Source organism: Martelella sp. HB161492 (genome assembly GCF_013184775.1).
GTDB lineage: Bacteria > Pseudomonadota > Alphaproteobacteria > Rhizobiales > Rhizobiaceae > Martelella.
In genome coordinates this window covers 136,809-154,636 of the sequence record NZ_JAATVV010000007.1, presented here as the reverse complement: position 1 = coordinate 154,636, position 17,828 = coordinate 136,809, and the positions used below count along the sequence as shown (strand labels likewise).

Sequence of the window (17,828 nt, the reverse complement as noted above, 5' to 3'; positions counted from 1 at the left end):
GTCAGACGGCGCCAGGGGAGGAGAGAGTTTGACCAAACCGCAGATTGCCGATCCGGGCGGATCCGGCATCAAGGATATTGCCTATGACCGGTTTCAGGAGGCGCTTTTGAGCGGCCGGCTGAGACCGGGCCAGATGGTCAGCCAGCGTGATCTGGTCGACATGCTCGGCCTGTCAATCGGCGCATTGCGCGAATTGCTGCCGCGGCTGCAGTCGGAGGGTCTGGTCAATGTGCTGCCACAGCGCGGCATTCTCATTCCGGCGATCGATCTGCCGATGATCCGCAACACGTTTCAGATGCGCGCAGCGCTTGAGCGCGAAGCGGTGATGCAGGCGGTTCGCGATCTGCCGGACAGCGTGCTGGAAGGCCAGCGCCGGCTGCATGCCGACATGATCGAGGCGGTGGCGAAAAATCCGACCGCCGAGCTTCTGGATCGTGGCCAGGATATCGATACGGCGTTTCACAATCTGCTGATTTCGGCCACCGGCAATGATCTTCTGCGCCATGCCTACAGTATCAACGTCATCCGCATGCGGCTGATCAAGCTGGACCGGATCAGGCTTAACGAACACATCCTGCCGGAGGCCTTCGGTGATCACCTCGCCGTCATCGATGCGATTTTACGCCGCGATATGATGGGCGCCATTGAAAGCATGGATAATCACATCCGCAATGCCCGCGAACGGGCGCTGAAGCTCTGAATAAAACGCTGAAATCCTGAATGCAACGTTGATCGAGACATGATCATGAATGAGATGAAATCCGCCCTTGCGCCGCTACGCCTCGCCGTCGCCCATCTTGACGAAGCCCCCGGACTGAATGATGAGGCCCCTGTCTTTTCCTGGGCGCTTGGCGGCACGGGCGGCGCGCAATCGGCCTTTCGCCTTGTTGTCGCATTGACCGCCGAGGATGCCGCTTCAGGCCATGGGACGCTCTATGACAGCGGCCGCCGGGAAACGTCCTTTCCCGGCATGAGCTATGACGGGCCGCCGCTCAGATCCGGTCTCAAGCTGTTCTGGAGCGTCTGCGTTTTTGACGATGCGGGCCATGCTTCTGGCTTTTGCCCGCCCGCATTTTTCTTCACCGGCCTGAGGGCGGAAGACTGGCAGGCGGACTGGATAGCGCGCTATTTCGTCTTGCCAGCGGGGCGTGATGTGCCGCAGGGCAACCGCTATGACAACCGCTTTCAGGCGCGCCCTGCCGACTATCTGCGCTGCGCGGTGCAGCTTGCAGGAACGCCGGTCAGGGCAACGGCCTATGTGACGGCGCTCGGTGTCTATGAATTCTATATCAATGGCGCGCGGATTGGCGATCATGTTCTGGCGCCCGGATGGACGGATTATCACCGCCGCGTCGAATATCAGACCTATGATGTCACCGGTCATTTTGCCGATGGCGAGAATGTCGTCGGTGCCATTCTCGGTGAGGGCTGGTATTCCGGCCGCATCGGCCATAACCAGCGCCGCGCCGGCAATCATTATGGCGGACGGCCTGGCTTCTGCTGTCAGATCGTGCTGGAATTTGAAGGCGACCGCCGCGAGGTCATCGTCAGTAACGGCGACTGGCAGACCGTCCAGGGGCCGATCCTCTATTCCGATTTTCTGGCTGGGGAGGCCTATGATGCCAGGCTGGAGATCAATGGCTGGGCCGAAGCCGGGTTCGATACGGCCCTCTGGCAGCCGGTGGAGGTGTTCACACCGGATCCGAAGGCGCCGCAGCTGGATGCCCAGCGCGCCGAACCGATCCGCGCGGTCGCCCGGCTGCCCGCCCATCACCTGCATGCGCGCGACGGCATGGCGATCTATGATCTGAAACAGAACATTGCCGGATATTGTGCACTGAGGCTGCGTGCTGAGGCCGGGAGCACTTTCCGTCTGTCCTTCGCCGAACGGCTGAAGGATGACGGCACGCTCTATCTCGACAATATGCGCTATGCGGTGAATGAGGATATCTATATCGCCAAAGGCGCGGACGAGGAGTGCTTCACGCCGCGTTTCACCTTTCGCGGCTTTCAGTATGTCGGCGTCAGGATCGAGGGCCCCGGTGAGCTCGTCGGGCTCGAAGGCGTTGCCATCCAGACAGACACGCCGGTGTCCGGGACCATCTCCACGGGCAATCCGATGGTCAACCAGCTGATTTCCAATATTTTCTGGGGTCAGCGCGATAACTTCCTCGCTGTGCCGACCGATTGCCCGCAGCGCGACGAACGCTATGGCTGGACGGCCGATGCGCAGGTGTTCTGGAAGACCGCCGGCTATTTCATGGATATCGATGCCTTCCTCAAGAAATGGATGGAGGACCTGATCGACGGCCAGTCGCCGGAAGGGGCCTTTCCTGATGTCGCGCCGACCAAGCCGCTCAATCCCTACCGGCTGACACCCCAGCCGGGAGCGCCGGGCTGGGGCGACGGGCCGATCATCATGGCCTGGCATCACTATCTGCGCTATGGCGACGATACGCTGCTGGTCCGGGCCTATGACAATCTCGCTGCCTGGATGGACTATATCGCGGATGCCAATCCCGATGGTATCCGCCGCAATCGCAACAACAATAATTACGGTGACTGGCTCAATGTCGGGCCGAAGACCGATCCCTTTCTGGTCGCTTCAGCCTACTGGATCCATCTTGCCGATCTGATGGCCGGTATTGCGGATGCGATCGGGCGCGATGCTTTGCGCTGGCAGGCGCTGGGTACGACGCTCAGGGCCGCCTTTCTCGAAGCCTACTGGGTCGCGCCGGGCCGGCTGTCCAGCGACACGCAGACGGCCTATCTGCTGGCGCTCGCCTTTGACGTGCTTCCGCCACGGCTGAAACGATTTGCCGCAGCCCGGCTGGAACAACTCTTTGCCGCGGCTGACTGGCATCTTCAGACCGGTTTTCTCGGCGTGCGCCATGTCTGCCCGGTCGTGGCGGATTTCATCTCGGAAGAGCGCGCCGTCGATCTTCTGCTGAAAGACAGCTATCCCTCATGGGGTTTTTCGATCCGGCACGGCGCCACCACGATCTGGGAGCGCTGGGATGGCTGGACACCGGAAAACGGCTTCCAGAGCCCGGCGATGAATTCGTTCAACCATTATGCCTATGGTGCGGTCGGCGAATGGATCTGGGCGCGGCTTGCCGGGATTGACTGGCTGGAGACGGCGCCGGGCTATCGCGGCGTGCTGATGCGACCGGTCTTCGATCGCCGTATTGGCCATGTCGAGGCGGTCTACGCGGCGCGGACAGGGGCGGTCAAAAGCGCATGGAAACTGTCTGGTGATGCCGGAGAATGGCATGTGACGCTGCCGCCGGGCGTGTTTGCGCAGGTGGAGTTGCCCGCCGGGCTTGATGCGGTTCGATGCGACGGCGTGGTGCTCACCGGGCGGGCCTTCCGGCTTGAAAGCGGCGCGCACAGCATCAGCTTTTCGCTTTAGCCGGTCAGGCGGCTTTGTTGCATTCATCGGCAAATGGTGCTGAAGATGGCGGCCTTGATGAAGAATGCAACAAAGCCGACCCGGACCGATGAGTGAAATGAACCCGAAGACTTCCGACGACCTGTTTGCCTATCTCGATGAACTGGGCATTTCCTATGAGAATATGGAGCACCGCGCGGTTTTCACCGTGGCGGAGGGGGATGACCTGCGGGAAAAAATCCCCGGCGGCCACACCAAGAACCTGTTCGTCAAGGACAAGAAAAGCCGCTATTTCATGCTGACGGTGGAAGAATATGCCACGGTCGATCTCAAGACAGTTCACAGCCTGATCGGCGCTCAGGGACGCGTGTCCTTCGGCCGGCCGGAGCAGATGCGCGAATTTCTCGGTGTTGAGCCCGGTTCGGTGACGGCGCTGGCGGCGCTCAATGACACGCAGGGCAATGTGACCTTCATCCTTGATGAGGCACTGATGGAAAATTCGGTGATCAACTGCCATCCCTTGCGCAACACGGCAACGACGTCGGTCGGCCGCGACGATCTGCTGCGCTTTATCAGGGCAACGGGCCATGAGCCGCTTGTCTTGAAAGTGACGGCGTGACACACGATCTTTCTATTACGTTATTAACGGGCCTGGCCCGATGCGGGAGACATTGATGAGCGGTTTTGACAATCCTTACGGCGGTTCGTTCGGCGGACAGATGAATGTGTCGGTCGACGGCAACACCAATGGTGCGACACCGCCCGGCGGGCTCATCAAGGATACCACCACCGCAGGCTTCATGGCGGATGTTATCGAGGAATCGAAGCAGCAGCCGGTGCTGGTCGATTTCTGGGCGCCCTGGTGCGGTCCCTGCAAGCAGCTCGGACCGGTGATCGAGAAAGTGGTGACGGAAGCGGCCGGCAAGGTCAAGCTGGTGAAGATGAATATCGATGACCATCCGGCCGTTGCCGGGCAGATGGGCATTCAGTCCATCCCCGCTGTTGTCGCCTTTGCCGGCGGCCAGCCGGTTGATGGTTTCATGGGCGCGTTACCGGAAAGCCAGGTGCGCGAATTCATCGCCAAGGTTGCCGCTTCCGCGCCGTCGGAACAGGATCGCGCTGCCGAGATTGCGGCCGCGCTTGAAGAGGCCGACACGCTTCTGGCTGCGGACAACATGCAGGAGGCGTTGCAGCTCTATGGCGCAATCGCCCAGGCTGATCCGGAAAACGCGCGTGCCCTTGCCGGCATCGGGCGCTGCCTCATTGCCGCGGGTGATCTGGCGCGCGCCAAGGCGCTGCTTGAGGAAATCCCCGACAGTGTGAAGGATGATGATGCGATCAAGGCATTGCAGACCAAGATCGCGCAGCTTGAGGAAGCCCGCAAGCTGGGCGATCCCAATGCCCTGGAGCATCAGCTTTCGCTCGATCCCGACAACCATGCAGCGCGTATGAACCTGGCCAAGATCAGGAGCGCCGAGGGCGCGCGCATGGAAGCGGCCGAGCATCTGCTGCTGATCATGAAGAAAGACCGCACATTCGAGGATGACGGCGCGCGCAAGCAGCTGGTCTCTTTCTTCGAGGCCTGGGGTGCGAAGGACCCGGCGACCATCGCCGCGCGGCGCAAATTGTCGACGATCCTGTTTTCATAGACACCAAACGCAAAGGAAGGCAGCATCATGCAAGTGGGAAATGCGCGTTACATCAGGCGGGATGATCTGCCGGAGGCCGTGCCTGTGTTTCCCCTGCCCGGTGCGCTGCTGTTGCCGCAGGGCCATCTGCCGCTGAACATCTTCGAGCCGCGTTATCTTGCATTGTTCGACCGGGCGCTTTCAGGCAACCGGCTGGTCGGGCTCGTACAGCCGGCGCGGGTTTCAGAGGGGATGGAGATCAGCGACGTCACGCCGCTCGCCGGTGTCGGATGCATTGGCCGCGTCACCTCCTTCGCCGAAACGGGGGACGGCCGCTATCTCACGGCGCTGACCGGGGTCTGCCGTTTCCGCCTGATGAACGAGTTGCGCAGCACCAATCCCTATCGTTCCTTCGAGATCAATCCTTTCATGGGCGATCTCAAATCGGAGGACGAAGAGGATAGCGTCAATCGCAGCCGTCTGCTCGAGGTCTTCCGGGCCTATCTTGATTCCGAGGGGCTGGAGGTCGACTGGGGCCATATCGAACAGGCGAGCAACCTTGTTCTGGTCAATTCGCTGGCGATGATGGCGCCCTTTGGTGCTGCGGAAAAACAGGCGCTGCTGGAAGCCGAGGACCTGAAGGCGCGGGCCGAGCTTTTCGTGGCGATCACCGAATTCGCGCTTGCCGGCGATCCGGGCGAGAAGCTGCAATAATGCCGGCATCACAGGATAAATATGATCCGCGCATCGACCCGCGCATGCTGGAACTTCTGGTCTGCCCGCTGACCAAGGGGCGGCTGACCTATGATCGCGAGGCGGGCGAGCTTGTGTCTGAAAAGGCGCGGCTTGCCTATCCCATTCGCGATGGCGTGCCGATCATGCTGGTTTCGGAAGCACGGCAGCTGACGTGATTATCTCGATGGCGCAAGCGCGACCGCGTCTTGCGGCTGTTGGCGGAAGCGTTCAATTTCGAAGCGTTGATAGCCTTTCAGATAGCCGTTCTTCAGCTGTTTGGTGAGCCATCTTCCTAAAGATGCGCGATTGTCGAACTCCAGCTCGCCGATATTGGGATCCACCACCCGCGTCTTCGTCGCGGTCACGTTGACAAAAGCGATCGCATGGCCGGCACCCGAAATGTTGTGCCGCTGGTCGAACAGGCAGATCAGCCCGCCCGTTCGCACGCCATCCGCCGCGTTCTCGCTCTTTTCACTGGGAGACGGCATGATTGTCCTCAGCAGAAGTTTCGCCTTCTCAATCGATGTCATGGCGTCCCGTTTTTCCGGAACATGATTTTCCAGCTGCGGGATGGACGCTTTCGGATCGGGGCCTCTGGCAATGATAGCCAGCCTCTCGCTCTTTTGCGTCTCGGACATGTCCTTCATGCCGGTGAGAATGTATTTTGATTCGATATGATCGAGGCCGCTTTCGGTCAGTTGTTGCCTCATCTTGTTGATGAGCTTCTGGCCTGCGAACTCCCCATTGTTCTTGCCGAGATAGTCGTCGTAGAGCTTCTGGCCGGCATTGTCATGGTCGACCCAGGTCCAGTAATCCGGCCCCTTTTCCGCAAGTGACTTCATGAGATAATGCGTCGAGGCCGTCATGCAGACGCCTTGCGGTTGTGTCATCGTCTGTGTTCTGCCATCGGGAAAGGACCGGTTCAGAATGTCGCTCTGACTTCTGATGTAGAGCGTTCTCGCGAGAATATTAGGCTTGGGACCTGATTGTGTTTCTGCTTTCTGATAAAGCCCGGACAAGCTGTCCTGAGCCGTCGAGAGGGCGCGCTTATCTGCAGCGGGGCTGCCGCTGTCGGGACCTGTCGGATGGCTTTTTCCGTGTTCACCGCTCGCGGGCGGGCTTTGATGCAGCTTCAACGCGAAGGTGTTCTTGTAATTTGGATCTGTGAAAATAGCCATGACGAATAATATTCCTCTGAACCTAAGGAATATTATTCGCCATTTCAGATAATTCATAATAAAAAAACGGTAACTAACGATGTATTGTGTATATGTTAATCAGATATTTCATGACTTTATGTATTTCACGTAATATACCCAGATAATCTGCAGGTGGGATCCAGAGGTCCTGGGCGTGGCCGGGAACCGGGTTCAGAGTGTTTCGCCGAGCAGCAGTTTCGGCATGGCATGCGACGCGCGGCCGGCCGCCTCTTCGATGAAATAGCGTTTCAGGCCGGGCATGCGGTCGACGAGGCCGAGGCCGATATCGCGGGCGAGACGGACCGGGCCGATATCATTGGAAAACAGCCTGTTCAGCACATCGGTGGTCATCCCCATGCGCACCGTGTCGAAACGGCGCCAGGCCTGATAGCGCTCAAGCGTATCCATGGCGCCGATATCGAAGCCCATGCGGTCGGCTTCGACGATGGTTTCGGCAAGGGCGGCAACATCCTTGAAGCCGAGATTGAGGCCCTGGCCGGAAATCGGATGGATGCCATGGGCGGCGTCACCGGCCAGTGCCAGCCGCGGTGCGATGAAAGCGCGCGCCAGCGTCAGCCCGAGCGGGAAGGCGCGGCGGCCGCCAGCAAGGGTGAGTGGCCCGAGATGGTGGCCGAAACGGCGCTCGAGTTCGGCCTCGAAGATGAGGTCATCGCTTTCGACCAGACGTTCGGCATCGGCGGTTCGTTCCGTCCAGACCAGCGAAGAGCGATTGCCGGTCAGCGGCAGAATGGCGAAGGGGCCTGCGGGAAGGAAGTGCTCCTCGGCCCGGCCGTTATGCGGGCGCTCATGGGCGATGGTGGTGACGATGCCGGACTGGCCATAGTCGAAGCGCACGGTCTTGATGCCGGCCATGTCGCGCAGTTTTGAACGGACACCATCGCAGGCGACGACGAGGCGGGTTTCGACGGTTTCGCCGTCGGCGAGCGTGATCTTTGCCCGGCCGCCCTCATTTTCGAAGGCGGTGACCGAAGCCGCATGGCGGATTTCAATGCCCAGGTCATCCGCTGCGCGGCGCAGAGCGCGCACCATGACGACATTGGGGATCATGTGGGCGAACGGAGCCGATGTCGCACTGTTGTCGGCAAAGGTCAGGAAGACCGGTCGAACCGGATCGGCGGTCTTCGAATCGGTCACGATCATGTCGTTGATCGGCTGGGCGTGTTCGCGGATCTCGTCCCAGAGGCCAAGCGTCTTCAGCATGCTGACGGCTGCCGCGATGATGGCGGAGGCGCGCTGATCTTTTTCCCAGACATGTTCGGGGGCCGCTTCCATCAGCGAGACATCAAGATGCGGGGCCGCGTTCTTGATGGCCACGGCGACCGAAAGACCCACATAGCCACCACCGACGACGATCATGTCTTTCATCACGTGCTTCCTTGCAATTTGCCTCAAAAAGAATTCTTTTGCGGTCTCGGACCGCGCCGTCAACGGGAGCACGCGGCCGGCGCCCTGTCCGGTGTCCTTTTCGCTCCCTCAGCCGTGCGTTTCAAGCCCGGTTCGCAATCCGTTCAACCTCAATATAGGGAATGAGCCCGAATGTCACAGTCCGAAGACAGAGAAAGCGGCAAGGCACTGGCCGATCTTCTCGATCTGGAACGGCTGGAGGAGAATCTTTATCGCGGTGAAAGCCCGGCAACGACATGGCAGCGCGTCTTTGGAGGACAGGTGGTTGCCCAGTCGCTGGTCGCGGCCCAGCGCACCGTGCCGATGAACCGCTATGTTCATTCGCTGCACGGCTATTTCATGCGGGCGGGCGACACCGAGGTCCCGATCATCTTTCAAGTCGACCGTCTGCGAGATGGCAAGAGCTTTCTGACACGCAGCGTTCGCGCCATCCAGCATGGTCAGCCGATCTTCATCATGACGGCGTCTTTCCAGTGTGAGGAAGAGGGCTATGAGCATCAGGAGGCGATGCCCGATGTTCCCCCGCCCGAGGCGCTGGACGCCGAGGCGATGCTGATTGCCGACAGCGCAACAGGGGCACCGGCGCCGATCCGCAATTACTGGCAGCGGGAACGGCCGATCGAAATCCGCCCGGTCGATGTCGAGGACTTCCTGTGGCGGAAAAAGGGGTCGAGCGAGCAGGCGATCTGGATCCGCGCCAGCGGCGAACCGCCGGCCGACCGGGCCTATCAGACGGCATTCCTGGCCTATATGTCTGATATGACGCTGCTGGATTCGACGCTCTATCCGCATTGTGCCTCGGTGTTTTCTGACAGAATCCAGGCGGCAAGCCTCGATCACGCGATCTGGTTCCATCGCCCTTTTGAAATTTCAGACTGGCTGCTCTATGTGCAGAAAACGCCATCTGCCAGCAATGCACGCGGTCTGGCGATCGGCCGTGTCTTCAGCCGGGACGGCCGTCTTGTCGCAAGCGTCGCCCAGGAGGGGCTGATCCGCGCGCGTGAGACCGTTATCCCGTTCTACGAAAAAGGCAAAGGCCCGCAATAGATCTGCCGCGATGACGCAAATGTGATGAAACTTTCGGCAAATGCGACCAGGCATTGCGATTAATATCGGCTTTTTGCCTGTCAACGCTGTCTTGACTTGATGAAAATCAAAGGCAGGCGCGAACTGGCACGCGCCTTGTATTGCATGTCTACACGCGCCGGCTCCGGTCGGCTCCGTATCGGGCGGGGCTGCGGGTCCGGTCAGCGGTTTTCTGCAAGAAAGGCCGATAGATGACCACCGGAATTCTTCTTAACAGAATGAGATGGCTTGGGCTTGGTTGTGTGGCAGCCCTGCTGCCTCTCTCCGCCCATGCGCAGGATGCGCCTGTGCCTGACAAAGGCGACACGGCCTTTATGTTCATTGCCACTTTGCTCGTTCTTTTCATGATTCTGCCCGGCCTCGCCCTGTTTTACGGCGGCCTGGTGCGTTCGAAAAACATGCTCTCGGTGCTGATGCAATGCACCGTTGTTGCCTGTACCGTCATGCTGATCTGGGTGATCTACGGCTATTCCTTCACCTTTGGCGGTGCCGTCAATCCCTTCTTCGGCGGCTTTTCCAAGCTGTTTCTGTCCGGTGTCACACCTGACAGCACGGCGGCAACCTTCTCGGATGCGGTTATTCCGGAATATATCTTCATGCTGTTCCAGATGACCTTTGCCGCGATCACGCCGGCGCTGATCCTGGGCGCCTTCGCCGAGCGGATCAAGTTCTCCGCCGCCGTTCTGTTCTGCGCACTCTGGGTCACCGTCGTCTATTTCCCGATCGCGCACATGGTCTGGGATGCAAGTGGCTTCCTGTTTGATCTCGGCGCGCTCGATTTCGCTGGCGGAACCGTGGTTCACATCAATGCCGGTGTCGCCGGTCTTGTCGGCGCCATCATGGTCGGCAAGCGCATGCATCTGGAATCGGAAGAAATGGCGCCGCATTCCATGACGCTGACCATGGTCGGCGCTGCCATGCTGTGGTTTGGCTGGTTTGGCTTCAATGCCGGCTCCAACCTCGAAGCGTCGGGCGGTGCCATGCTGGCAACCGTCAACACCTTCGTCGCAACGGCCGCCGCAACGGTGTCCTGGTGCCTGGTTGAAAAGATGACCCGCGGCAAGGCCTCGATGCTCGGCGCTGCGTCGGGCATGGTGGCCGGCCTGGTCGCGATCACCCCGGCGGCCGGCATTGCCGGGCCCATGGGTGCCATCATCATGGGGCTCCTGGTTTCGCCGCTCTGCTATTTCTTCGTCACGGCCGTCAAGCATCGCTTCGGCTATGACGATACCGCAGATGTCTTCGGTGTCCATGGCGTCGGCGGTTTCTTCGGCGCGCTGGCAACCGGCATCTTCGCCTCGTCCTCTCTGGGCGGCATCGGCTATGCCGACGGTGTCACCATGGCCGGTCAGTTCATGACCCAGCTTATCGCCGTTGCCACCACCATCGCCTGGTGCCTGATCGGTTCGGTGATCCTCTACAAGATCGTCGACATCATTGTCGGTCTGCGTGTCTCTCAGGATGATGAGCTGGCCGGTCTCGACCTCGCCTCGCACGGCGAACGCGCTTATCACATGTAATCAGAGAAACGATTCGCCGCCGCATTTCGGACAGGAATGCGGCGGCGTCCTCGCGCTGGGCTGCCTGTTTTTACGTCTTTTTTCGAGGCAGTCGCCTGCTTAATAGATGCGCAAATTTCAAAAATTGCTTAGATTCTGAGCGCAGCCCGAAGGCTGTGGCGGCAGCGTGCTGATTTTGTGGGGAAAATGCGGCCAAGATTCGGGGCGCATCAACGGATTGTTGAAACTGGCACGCACTTTGAATGTATGTTGAGGGCCTCTGATTGATTGCTGCCGTCAGAGGCAAGGAGAGTCGGCTCTGGGCCGAGGACAAACAAAGGATGGGAAACCAGATGAAAATTGTTATGGCCATTATAAAGCCGTTCAAGCTGGATGAGGTGCGTGAAGCTCTCACTTCGGTCGGTATCCAGGGCCTGACTGTAACGGAAGTCAAAGGCTATGGCCGGCAGAAGGGCCACACCGAAATCTATCGCGGCACTGAATATGCCGTCAGCTTTCTTCCCAAGCTGAAAATCGAAGTCGCCGTCGCTGCCGACGTCGTAGAGAAGGCAGTGGAGGCTATCGCTTCATCGGCAAAGACCGGCCAGATCGGGGACGGCAAGATCTTTGTTTATTCCATCGAACAGGCCGTGCGTATTCGTACCGGCGAAACCGATTCCGAAGCGCTGTAAAACCGCAGGGGGTATTCTTTCTATGTATTCCAAACTCAAACTTGTCGCGGGCGCCAGCGTTATTGCTGCTGGCTCTTTTGCGCTCCCGGCTTTTGCCCAGGACACGACCGTGATTGATCTTTCCACAGCCGCAGGCGTTCCGGGTGAGGTGGCCTGGATCCTGAACACGCTGCTGTTCCTCGTGATGGGCTTCCTCGTCATGTGGATGGCTGCTGGTTTCGCCATGCTCGAAATGGGCCTGGTGCGGACCAAGAACGCTTCGATGCAGGGCCTCAAGAACGTCGCCATCTATGCCGTTGGCGGTCTGATGTTCTGGTTCACCGGCTACAGCCTGATGTACACCAATGTCGACGGTGGCTTCATCGGCACATTCGGTCCCTACATGATCCCGACGCCGGATGCAGAAGCTGCTTCGGCCATGGCTGATGGTTCGTCCTATTCGGTCGCTTCCGACTGGTTCTTCCAGATGGTGTTCTGCGCCACGGCCGCTTCGGTTGTCTCGGGCACGCTTGCCGAGCGCATCAAGCTCTGGCCGTTCATGATCTTCACCGTCATCCTGACGGGCTTCATGTACCCGATCACCGGTTCCTGGCAGTGGGGCGGCGGCTGGCTGTCCGAAATGGGCTTCTCCGACTTCGCCGGCTCGACGCTGGTTCACTCGGTCGGTGGCTGGGCAGCGCTCGCCGGTGCCCTGGTTCTCGGCCCGCGCCTTGGCAAGTTCTCCTCCGACGGTACGGTCAACCCGATGCCGGGCTCGAACATTCCGCTCGCCGTTCTCGGTACCTTCATCCTGTGGCTCGGCTGGTTCGGCTTTAACGGCGGTTCGCAGCTCGCACTCGGTTCGATTGCCGATGCATCGGCCGTTTCGAAGATCTTCGTCAACACCAACCTGGCCGCTGCTGCCGGCGCCGTCGTCGTCATGATCCTTCTGCAGATCATCTACAAGAAGGTCGACGTCACCATGGTTCTCAACGGTGCGCTTGCCGGTCTCGTTGCCATCACGGCTGAGCCGCTGACGCCGTCCGTTCCGGCCGCTCTCTTCATCGGTGCCATCGGCGGTGTTATCGTTGTTGTCGTTGTCCCGCTGCTCGACAAGCTGAAGATCGATGACGTTGTCGGTGCTATTCCGGTTCACCTTTGCGCCGGTATCTGGGGTACCTTCATCGTTCCGCTGACGAACCCCGACACCAGCTATGTCACGCAGATCATCGGTATTGTTTCGATCGGTATCTTCACCTTCGTCGTGTCGCTGGTCGTCTGGCTCATCCTCAAGGCCGTCATGGGCATCCGGGTTTCGCCGGAAGAGGAAACAGCCGGTCTCGACAAGGCCGAAATCGGCGTCGAAGCCTATCCGGAATTCAAGTAACCGGATCTTATCCCGCTTGGCTCCCCGCAGGAGCCTTGCCATCAACCCGGGCCTTTCGGCCCGGGTTTTTGTTTATGGCGGTGCCTGCGAAAATGGTCGGCCGCCTGCCATGGTTAAAGAGGCATTAACTCCTCGCTGCTAGTCTCACAGTGGTGAGAATTGTCCGATAGCGATCGGGCTGCAGCGTTTCCGGGAAAGCGGATACCGGTTTTCTGTCCGGAAACGCTCGAAAAACATAGAGATAGAGCGTCCTTCGGGCGTCCGGATGGAAGCACGGCGCTCTAGGCGGTGCGGTAGCCCGCTCAGGGTTGCCGGCCATTCCCAAGACTGAGCGGGTTTGAGTATGGCAAAGACAGGAATGACGGCATCGGCAGAACGGATGAGCGGGCGCGGCGACGGTGAATTTTCGGTCCTCGCTTTCCTGTGGCGCCAGATCGTCGCCCTTCTCGGTATTGTTCTGTTTGGTGCGCTCTGCGTTGCCATTGCGGCGCTGGCGACCTGGAATGTCGCCGATCCGTCAAGTTTTCACGCAACGGGCAGATTGCCCACCAATCTTCTCGGCTATGGCGGTGCGGAATTTTCCGACATCGTGATGCAGACATTGGGGCTTGCCGCCGTGTTTGCGCTTCTGCCTGTTCTTGCCTGGTCGCTGTCGATGATGACCGGCCGCAAGATCTATCGCAAGCCGTCTCGCTTTTTTGCCTGGCTCGGCGGTTCGGCGATGACCGCATCGGTGCTCGGCTGTGTTCCGGCGCCGCCGACCTGGCCGCTGCCCAACGGGCTTGGCGGTGTTGCCGGCGATCTGGTGCTGCGCTTTCCAGCGCTTTTCATCGGTCATTATCCGGCGGGCATTGCCGCCATCATCATTGGTGCGATTTTTGCGCTGCCGGCACTGTTTCTGATGCTGTTTTCGGCCGGGCTGATCATTCGTCATCCCCGGGTCGTGCCGGAATCGGCACAGGCGAAGAAACGGGCGGAGGCTTCCTCCATCCCTTCCGTCGGCGATCTTGATGACGAGCGCGAACATGGTTTCTCGCTGCTGCCGCTGCTGGGCTATATGGAGCATTCCTGGCTGATCATCAGGGCACGTTTCAACCGCATTTTCGGCCGCAGCCCGCGCCGTCACGATGACGAGGGTTTTGAAGAGCCCTATGATTTCAATCAGGACGCCCTTGAGCGGCTCGACGGGCTCGATGCCCCCTTGGAGGCGCCCACCTATCAGCGCCGTGGTGAGCCGAGCCTGATCGATCCCGATGTCCGCGCGACGCGCGGGGCGCCCGGTTTCGTGCCGCCTTTCGATGAATATGAGGATGATGACGATTTCGCTGCCGAGGTCCTGCCGCAGGGTGTTTTGAGCGCTGATTTCGATGGTGGCCCGGCCGACGGCCGCGGCCGTCGCGATCCGGAGATGACCGCTGCCGGTGGCGGGCGGATGCCGCGGGCCAATTTCGTGGCGCAGGCAGCGCCGCCACCGCGGCCAAGCGCCCGGGTGGCCCGTGACGCGCAGGCATCGTTCATCAGTGATGACGGCTTCAAGCTTCCCGCGGTCCACCTTCTGGCCGAACCGAAGGGGATTGCCCGCGACCGCGCGCTGTCACCGGAGATGCTGGAACAGAATGCCCGTATGCTGGAAGGCGTGCTGGAGGATTTCGGCGTCAAGGGTGAGATCATCCATGTCCGTCCCGGCCCGGTTGTCACGCTTTACGAGCTCGAGCCGGCGCCCGGAATCAAGTCGTCGCGCGTCATCGGTCTGGCCGATGACATTGCCCGGTCGATGTCGGCCATTTCGGCACGTGTTGCCGTTATTCCCGGCCGCAATGCCATCGGCATCGAATTGCCGAACCCGACCCGGGAAACCGTATTTCTGCGGGAAATCATCGCCAGCGAGGATTTCGAGAAGAGCAAGGCCAAGCTCGCCATGGCGCTTGGCAAGACCATTGGCGGCGAACCGGTTACGGTCGATCTCGCCAAGATGCCGCATCTGCTGATTGCCGGTACCACCGGCTCGGGCAAGTCGGTTGCGGTCAATACCATGATCCTGTCGCTGCTCTACCGCATGTCGCCGGACCAGTGCCGGCTGATCATGATCGACCCGAAAATGCTTGAACTCTCCGTCTATGATGGCATTCCCCATCTTCTGTCGCCGGTTGTGACCGATCCGAAAAAGGCGGTGGTCGCGCTCAAATGGACCGTGCGGGAGATGGAAGAGCGCTACAAGAAGATGGCCAAGCTCGGCGTGCGTAATATTGACGGCTTCAATACGCGGGTGAAGCAGGCCGAGGAAAAGGGCGAGACGCTGTCGCGCACGGTTCAGGTCGGCTTTGATCGCGAGACCGGTGAGGCGCTTTACGAGACCGAAGAATTCGACATGTCGCCGATGCCCTATATCGTCGTGATCATCGATGAGATGGCCGATCTGATGATGGTGGCCGGCAAGGATATCGAAGGCGCGGTGCAGCGGCTGGCGCAGATGGCCCGTGCGGCCGGTATCCACGTCATCATGGCCACCCAGCGTCCTTCGGTCGATGTCATCACCGGCACGATCAAGGCCAATTTCCCGACCCGCATTTCCTTCCAGGTCACATCCAAGATCGACAGCCGGACCATTCTCGGCGAACAGGGGGCCGAACAGCTGCTCGGTCAGGGCGACATGCTGCACATGGCCGGTGGCGGCCGCATCCAGCGTGTTCACGGCCCCTTCGTTTCCGATCCTGAGGTCGAGGAAATCGTCGCCTATCTCAAGACGCAGGGAACGCCGGATTATCTTGAGGCGATTACCGCCGAGGATGACGAGGATGGCGATATGGGCGATGGCAGCCTTGGCAATCTCGGCCGTTCGGATGATCCTTATGACCAGGCCGTGGCGATCGTGCTTCGGGATGGCAAGGCTTCGACCTCCTATATCCAGCGCCGGCTCGGCATCGGCTATAACCGCGCAGCCAGCCTGATTGAGCGCATGGAGCAGGAAGGGGTGATCGGCCCGGCCAACCATGCCGGAAAGCGCGAAATCCTGGTTCCCACCGAACAGGACATTATCGAAGGGCCGCGCTGATTGCTGGCGAGAAAGCCGGATCTGCCGGCTTTCAGGCGGGCCTTGCCATCAAGGCGCCTTGATGGCGGGGCACGAAATCCTATCTGGGCCGTTATAGAGCTCATTGAGACATTGAATGACGAAGGAATGAACGGCATGGCCTCTGAAACCAAGAAAGCCGCACATAAAAGGCTCGGCCTCGCCGCGCTCCTCGTTGTGGGGATGCTGCCGGTTTCGGCATTCGCGCAGGCACCCACGCCGCCGGAAGCCCTGACGACCCCGCCCGAACTGCCGACAGGCAGCAATGTTCCGCTGCCGACCCATCGTGGAGACGCGCCGGCTGCAGGCGCGCCGGTGACCCCCGCACCGGCCGATGTGGCACAGAAGATCGCGGATCACTTTTCCTCGGTCAAGACGATGACCGGCGAGTTTGTTCAGTTCGGCCCGACCGGCGACCAGCAGGGCGGCAAATTCTATCTCGAAAGGCCGGGCAAGCTGCGCTTCGACTATGACCAGCCGTCGCCGGTCAAGGTCATCGCGGACGGGCGCAATGTCGCCATCGGCAACACCAAGCTTGAGACCTGGGACTTCTATCCGCTGTCTCGCACGCCGCTCAGCCTGCTGCTCTCCGACAATATCGATCTGCAGCATCGCATGGTGCGCGATGTTCAGGAAAAGGATGGTCTGACAACGATCGTGCTCGGCGACAAGACGATCTTCGGCGACCAGACCATCACGCTGACCTTCGACACCAAGACCTTCGACCTGCGCCAGTGGATCGTGACCGATGCCCAGGGCAAGGACACGACGGTGATGCTGTTCAATACCCGTTCCGGCATCCAGTTCGGGCCGTCGACCTTCCGCATCCCCTATGATGACATCATGTCAGGTCCGAATTGAACCTTTGATCCGGCCTGAGAATCGCCTATTGCTGGGCCTTGTTTGATCGGCAATGGCGGGAATGGCAGATGCAGCTGAAGATTTCGACCTGGAACATCAACTCGGTGCGGCTGCGTATGCCGATCGTCGAGCGCTTTGCGGCCGCCAGCCGCCCGGACGTGCTCTGTCTGCAGGAAATAAAATGCACCAATGACCAGTTTCCGCTGAAGCCGCTGAAGGCGCTCGGATACGAGCATATCATCATGCACGGCCAGAAGGGTTATCATGGCGTGGCGATCGCTTCACGCCTGCCGCTGTCGGAGAGTTTTTCCACCGATTACTGCCAGATGGGCGATACCCGCCATATCTCCGCGGTGTTCGAGGCGGGTGGTCGCAAGATCCGGCTGCACAATTTCTATGTGCCGGCCGGCGGTGACGAGCCGGATCCCGAAATCAATCCGAAGTTTCGCCATAAGCTTGATTTCATAGAAGAAATGAAGGCTCTTCAGGCGGATAAGGGCGATGGTGTCTCCTCCGTTCTGGTGGGTGATCTCAACATTGCGCCGCTCGAGAATGATGTCTGGTCGCACAAGCAGCTGCTGAAGATTGTCAGCCATACGCCGGTTGAAACCGATGGGCTGAAGGCGGTGATGGCGGCTGGTGGCTGGGTCGATCTGATGCGCCAGGGCGTGCCGGATGAGGAGAAGATCTATACGTGGTGGAGTTACCGCGCCAAGGACTGGCTTGCCGCCAATCGCGGCCGCAGGCTCGATCATGTCTGGTCTTCGCCCGATATTGCGCCAGCCCTTGCCGGCATCGACATCCTGGCCGAGGCACGCGGCTGGGAAAAGCCGTCCGATCATGTTCCGGTGACGGCGACATTTGATCTTTGAGGGC

General features: G+C 60.0%; 15 protein-coding genes. 13 read left to right on the top strand and 2 right to left on the bottom strand.

Annotated elements, in window-relative coordinates; translation table 11 throughout:
• The first annotated feature begins 28 nt into the window (after positions 1 to 28).
• The 6 genes from HCK86_RS13340 (at position 29) to HCK86_RS13315 (ending at position 5,930) form a co-directional block, all read left to right on the top strand.
• Positions 29 to 700: a GntR family transcriptional regulator gene (locus HCK86_RS13340; RefSeq protein ID WP_246739595.1), complete on the top strand. Its 672-nt coding sequence runs from the start codon at positions 29 to 31 to the stop codon at positions 698 to 700.
• A gap of 45 nt (positions 701 to 745) precedes the next feature.
• The gene (locus tag HCK86_RS13335; RefSeq protein WP_176084976.1) at positions 746 to 3,412 is read left to right on the top strand and encodes an alpha-L-rhamnosidase; all 2,667 of its coding nucleotides are present in this window, start codon (positions 746 to 748) and stop codon (positions 3,410 to 3,412) included.
• Positions 3,413 to 3,500: 88 nt separating this feature from the next.
• Complete coding sequence (locus HCK86_RS13330; RefSeq protein ID WP_176084975.1) at positions 3,501 to 4,010, top strand: prolyl-tRNA synthetase associated domain-containing protein; 510 nt, start codon at positions 3,501 to 3,503, stop codon at positions 4,008 to 4,010.
• A 55-nt stretch (positions 4,011 to 4,065) separates the two neighbouring features.
• Entirely contained in the window at positions 4,066 to 5,040 is a 975-nt protein-coding gene (trxA, locus tag HCK86_RS13325) for a thioredoxin (protein WP_176084974.1), read from the top strand.
• A gap of 27 nt (positions 5,041 to 5,067) precedes the next feature.
• On the top strand, positions 5,068 to 5,733 hold the full coding sequence (locus tag HCK86_RS13320) for an LON peptidase substrate-binding domain-containing protein (protein ID WP_176084973.1): 666 nt from the start codon (positions 5,068 to 5,070) through the stop codon (positions 5,731 to 5,733).
• A complete protein-coding gene (locus HCK86_RS13315) occupies positions 5,733 to 5,930 on the top strand; it encodes a Trm112 family protein (protein ID WP_176084972.1) in 198 nt (65 codons plus the stop codon). Before HCK86_RS13320 ends, HCK86_RS13315 begins: the two co-directional genes overlap by 1 nt.
• On the opposite strand, the gene HCK86_RS13310 is transcribed toward HCK86_RS13315, so the two are convergent.
• Together HCK86_RS13310 and HCK86_RS13305 are read right to left on the bottom strand one after the other, a co-directional pair.
• Positions 5,931 to 6,932 carry a YopT-type cysteine protease domain-containing protein gene (locus tag HCK86_RS13310; protein ID WP_176084971.1) on the bottom strand — a complete coding sequence of 334 codons (1,002 nt, stop codon included), beginning with the start codon at positions 6,930 to 6,932 and terminating at the stop codon, positions 5,931 to 5,933. It abuts the gene before it with no gap.
• Positions 6,933 to 7,124: 192 nt separating this feature from the next.
• The gene (locus tag HCK86_RS13305; protein WP_176084970.1) at positions 7,125 to 8,339 is read right to left on the bottom strand and encodes a ubiquinone biosynthesis hydroxylase; all 1,215 of its coding nucleotides are present in this window, start codon (positions 8,337 to 8,339) and stop codon (positions 7,125 to 7,127) included.
• Between the two features lie 171 nt (positions 8,340 to 8,510).
• Here HCK86_RS13305 and tesB point away from each other — a divergent pair, with 171 nt between their 5' ends.
• The 7 genes from tesB to xth all read left to right on the top strand — a co-directional run bounded on the left by tesB (position 8,511) and on the right by xth (position 17,824).
• Positions 8,511 to 9,425 (top strand): acyl-CoA thioesterase II, encoded by a 915-nt coding sequence (tesB, locus tag HCK86_RS13300; protein ID WP_176084969.1) that lies wholly within the window; start codon positions 8,511 to 8,513, stop codon positions 9,423 to 9,425.
• A gap of 281 nt (positions 9,426 to 9,706) precedes the next feature.
• Positions 9,707 to 10,984, top strand: coding sequence for an ammonium transporter (locus HCK86_RS13295; protein ID WP_348641081.1), 1,278 nt, complete (start codon positions 9,707 to 9,709; stop codon positions 10,982 to 10,984).
• A 320-nt stretch (positions 10,985 to 11,304) separates the two neighbouring features.
• The gene (locus HCK86_RS13290) at positions 11,305 to 11,655 is read left to right on the top strand and encodes a P-II family nitrogen regulator (RefSeq protein ID WP_176084967.1); all 351 of its coding nucleotides are present in this window, start codon (positions 11,305 to 11,307) and stop codon (positions 11,653 to 11,655) included.
• Positions 11,656 to 11,677: 22 nt separating this feature from the next.
• Positions 11,678 to 13,021, top strand: a complete 1,344-nt coding sequence (gene amt, locus HCK86_RS13285) for an ammonium transporter (RefSeq protein WP_176084966.1) — start codon at positions 11,678 to 11,680, stop codon at positions 13,019 to 13,021.
• Positions 13,022 to 13,364: 343 nt separating this feature from the next.
• On the top strand, positions 13,365 to 16,073 hold the full coding sequence (locus tag HCK86_RS13280; protein ID WP_246739594.1) for a DNA translocase FtsK: 2,709 nt from the start codon (positions 13,365 to 13,367) through the stop codon (positions 16,071 to 16,073).
• A 135-nt stretch (positions 16,074 to 16,208) separates the two neighbouring features.
• Positions 16,209 to 16,952 carry an outer membrane lipoprotein carrier protein LolA gene (locus tag HCK86_RS13275; protein WP_246739593.1) on the top strand — a complete coding sequence of 248 codons (744 nt, stop codon included), beginning with the start codon at positions 16,209 to 16,211 and terminating at the stop codon, positions 16,950 to 16,952.
• A gap of 68 nt (positions 16,953 to 17,020) precedes the next feature.
• Positions 17,021 to 17,824: an exodeoxyribonuclease III gene (gene xth / locus HCK86_RS13270; RefSeq protein ID WP_176084965.1), complete on the top strand. Its 804-nt coding sequence runs from the start codon at positions 17,021 to 17,023 to the stop codon at positions 17,822 to 17,824.
• Positions 17,825 to 17,828: the final 4 nt, after the last annotated feature.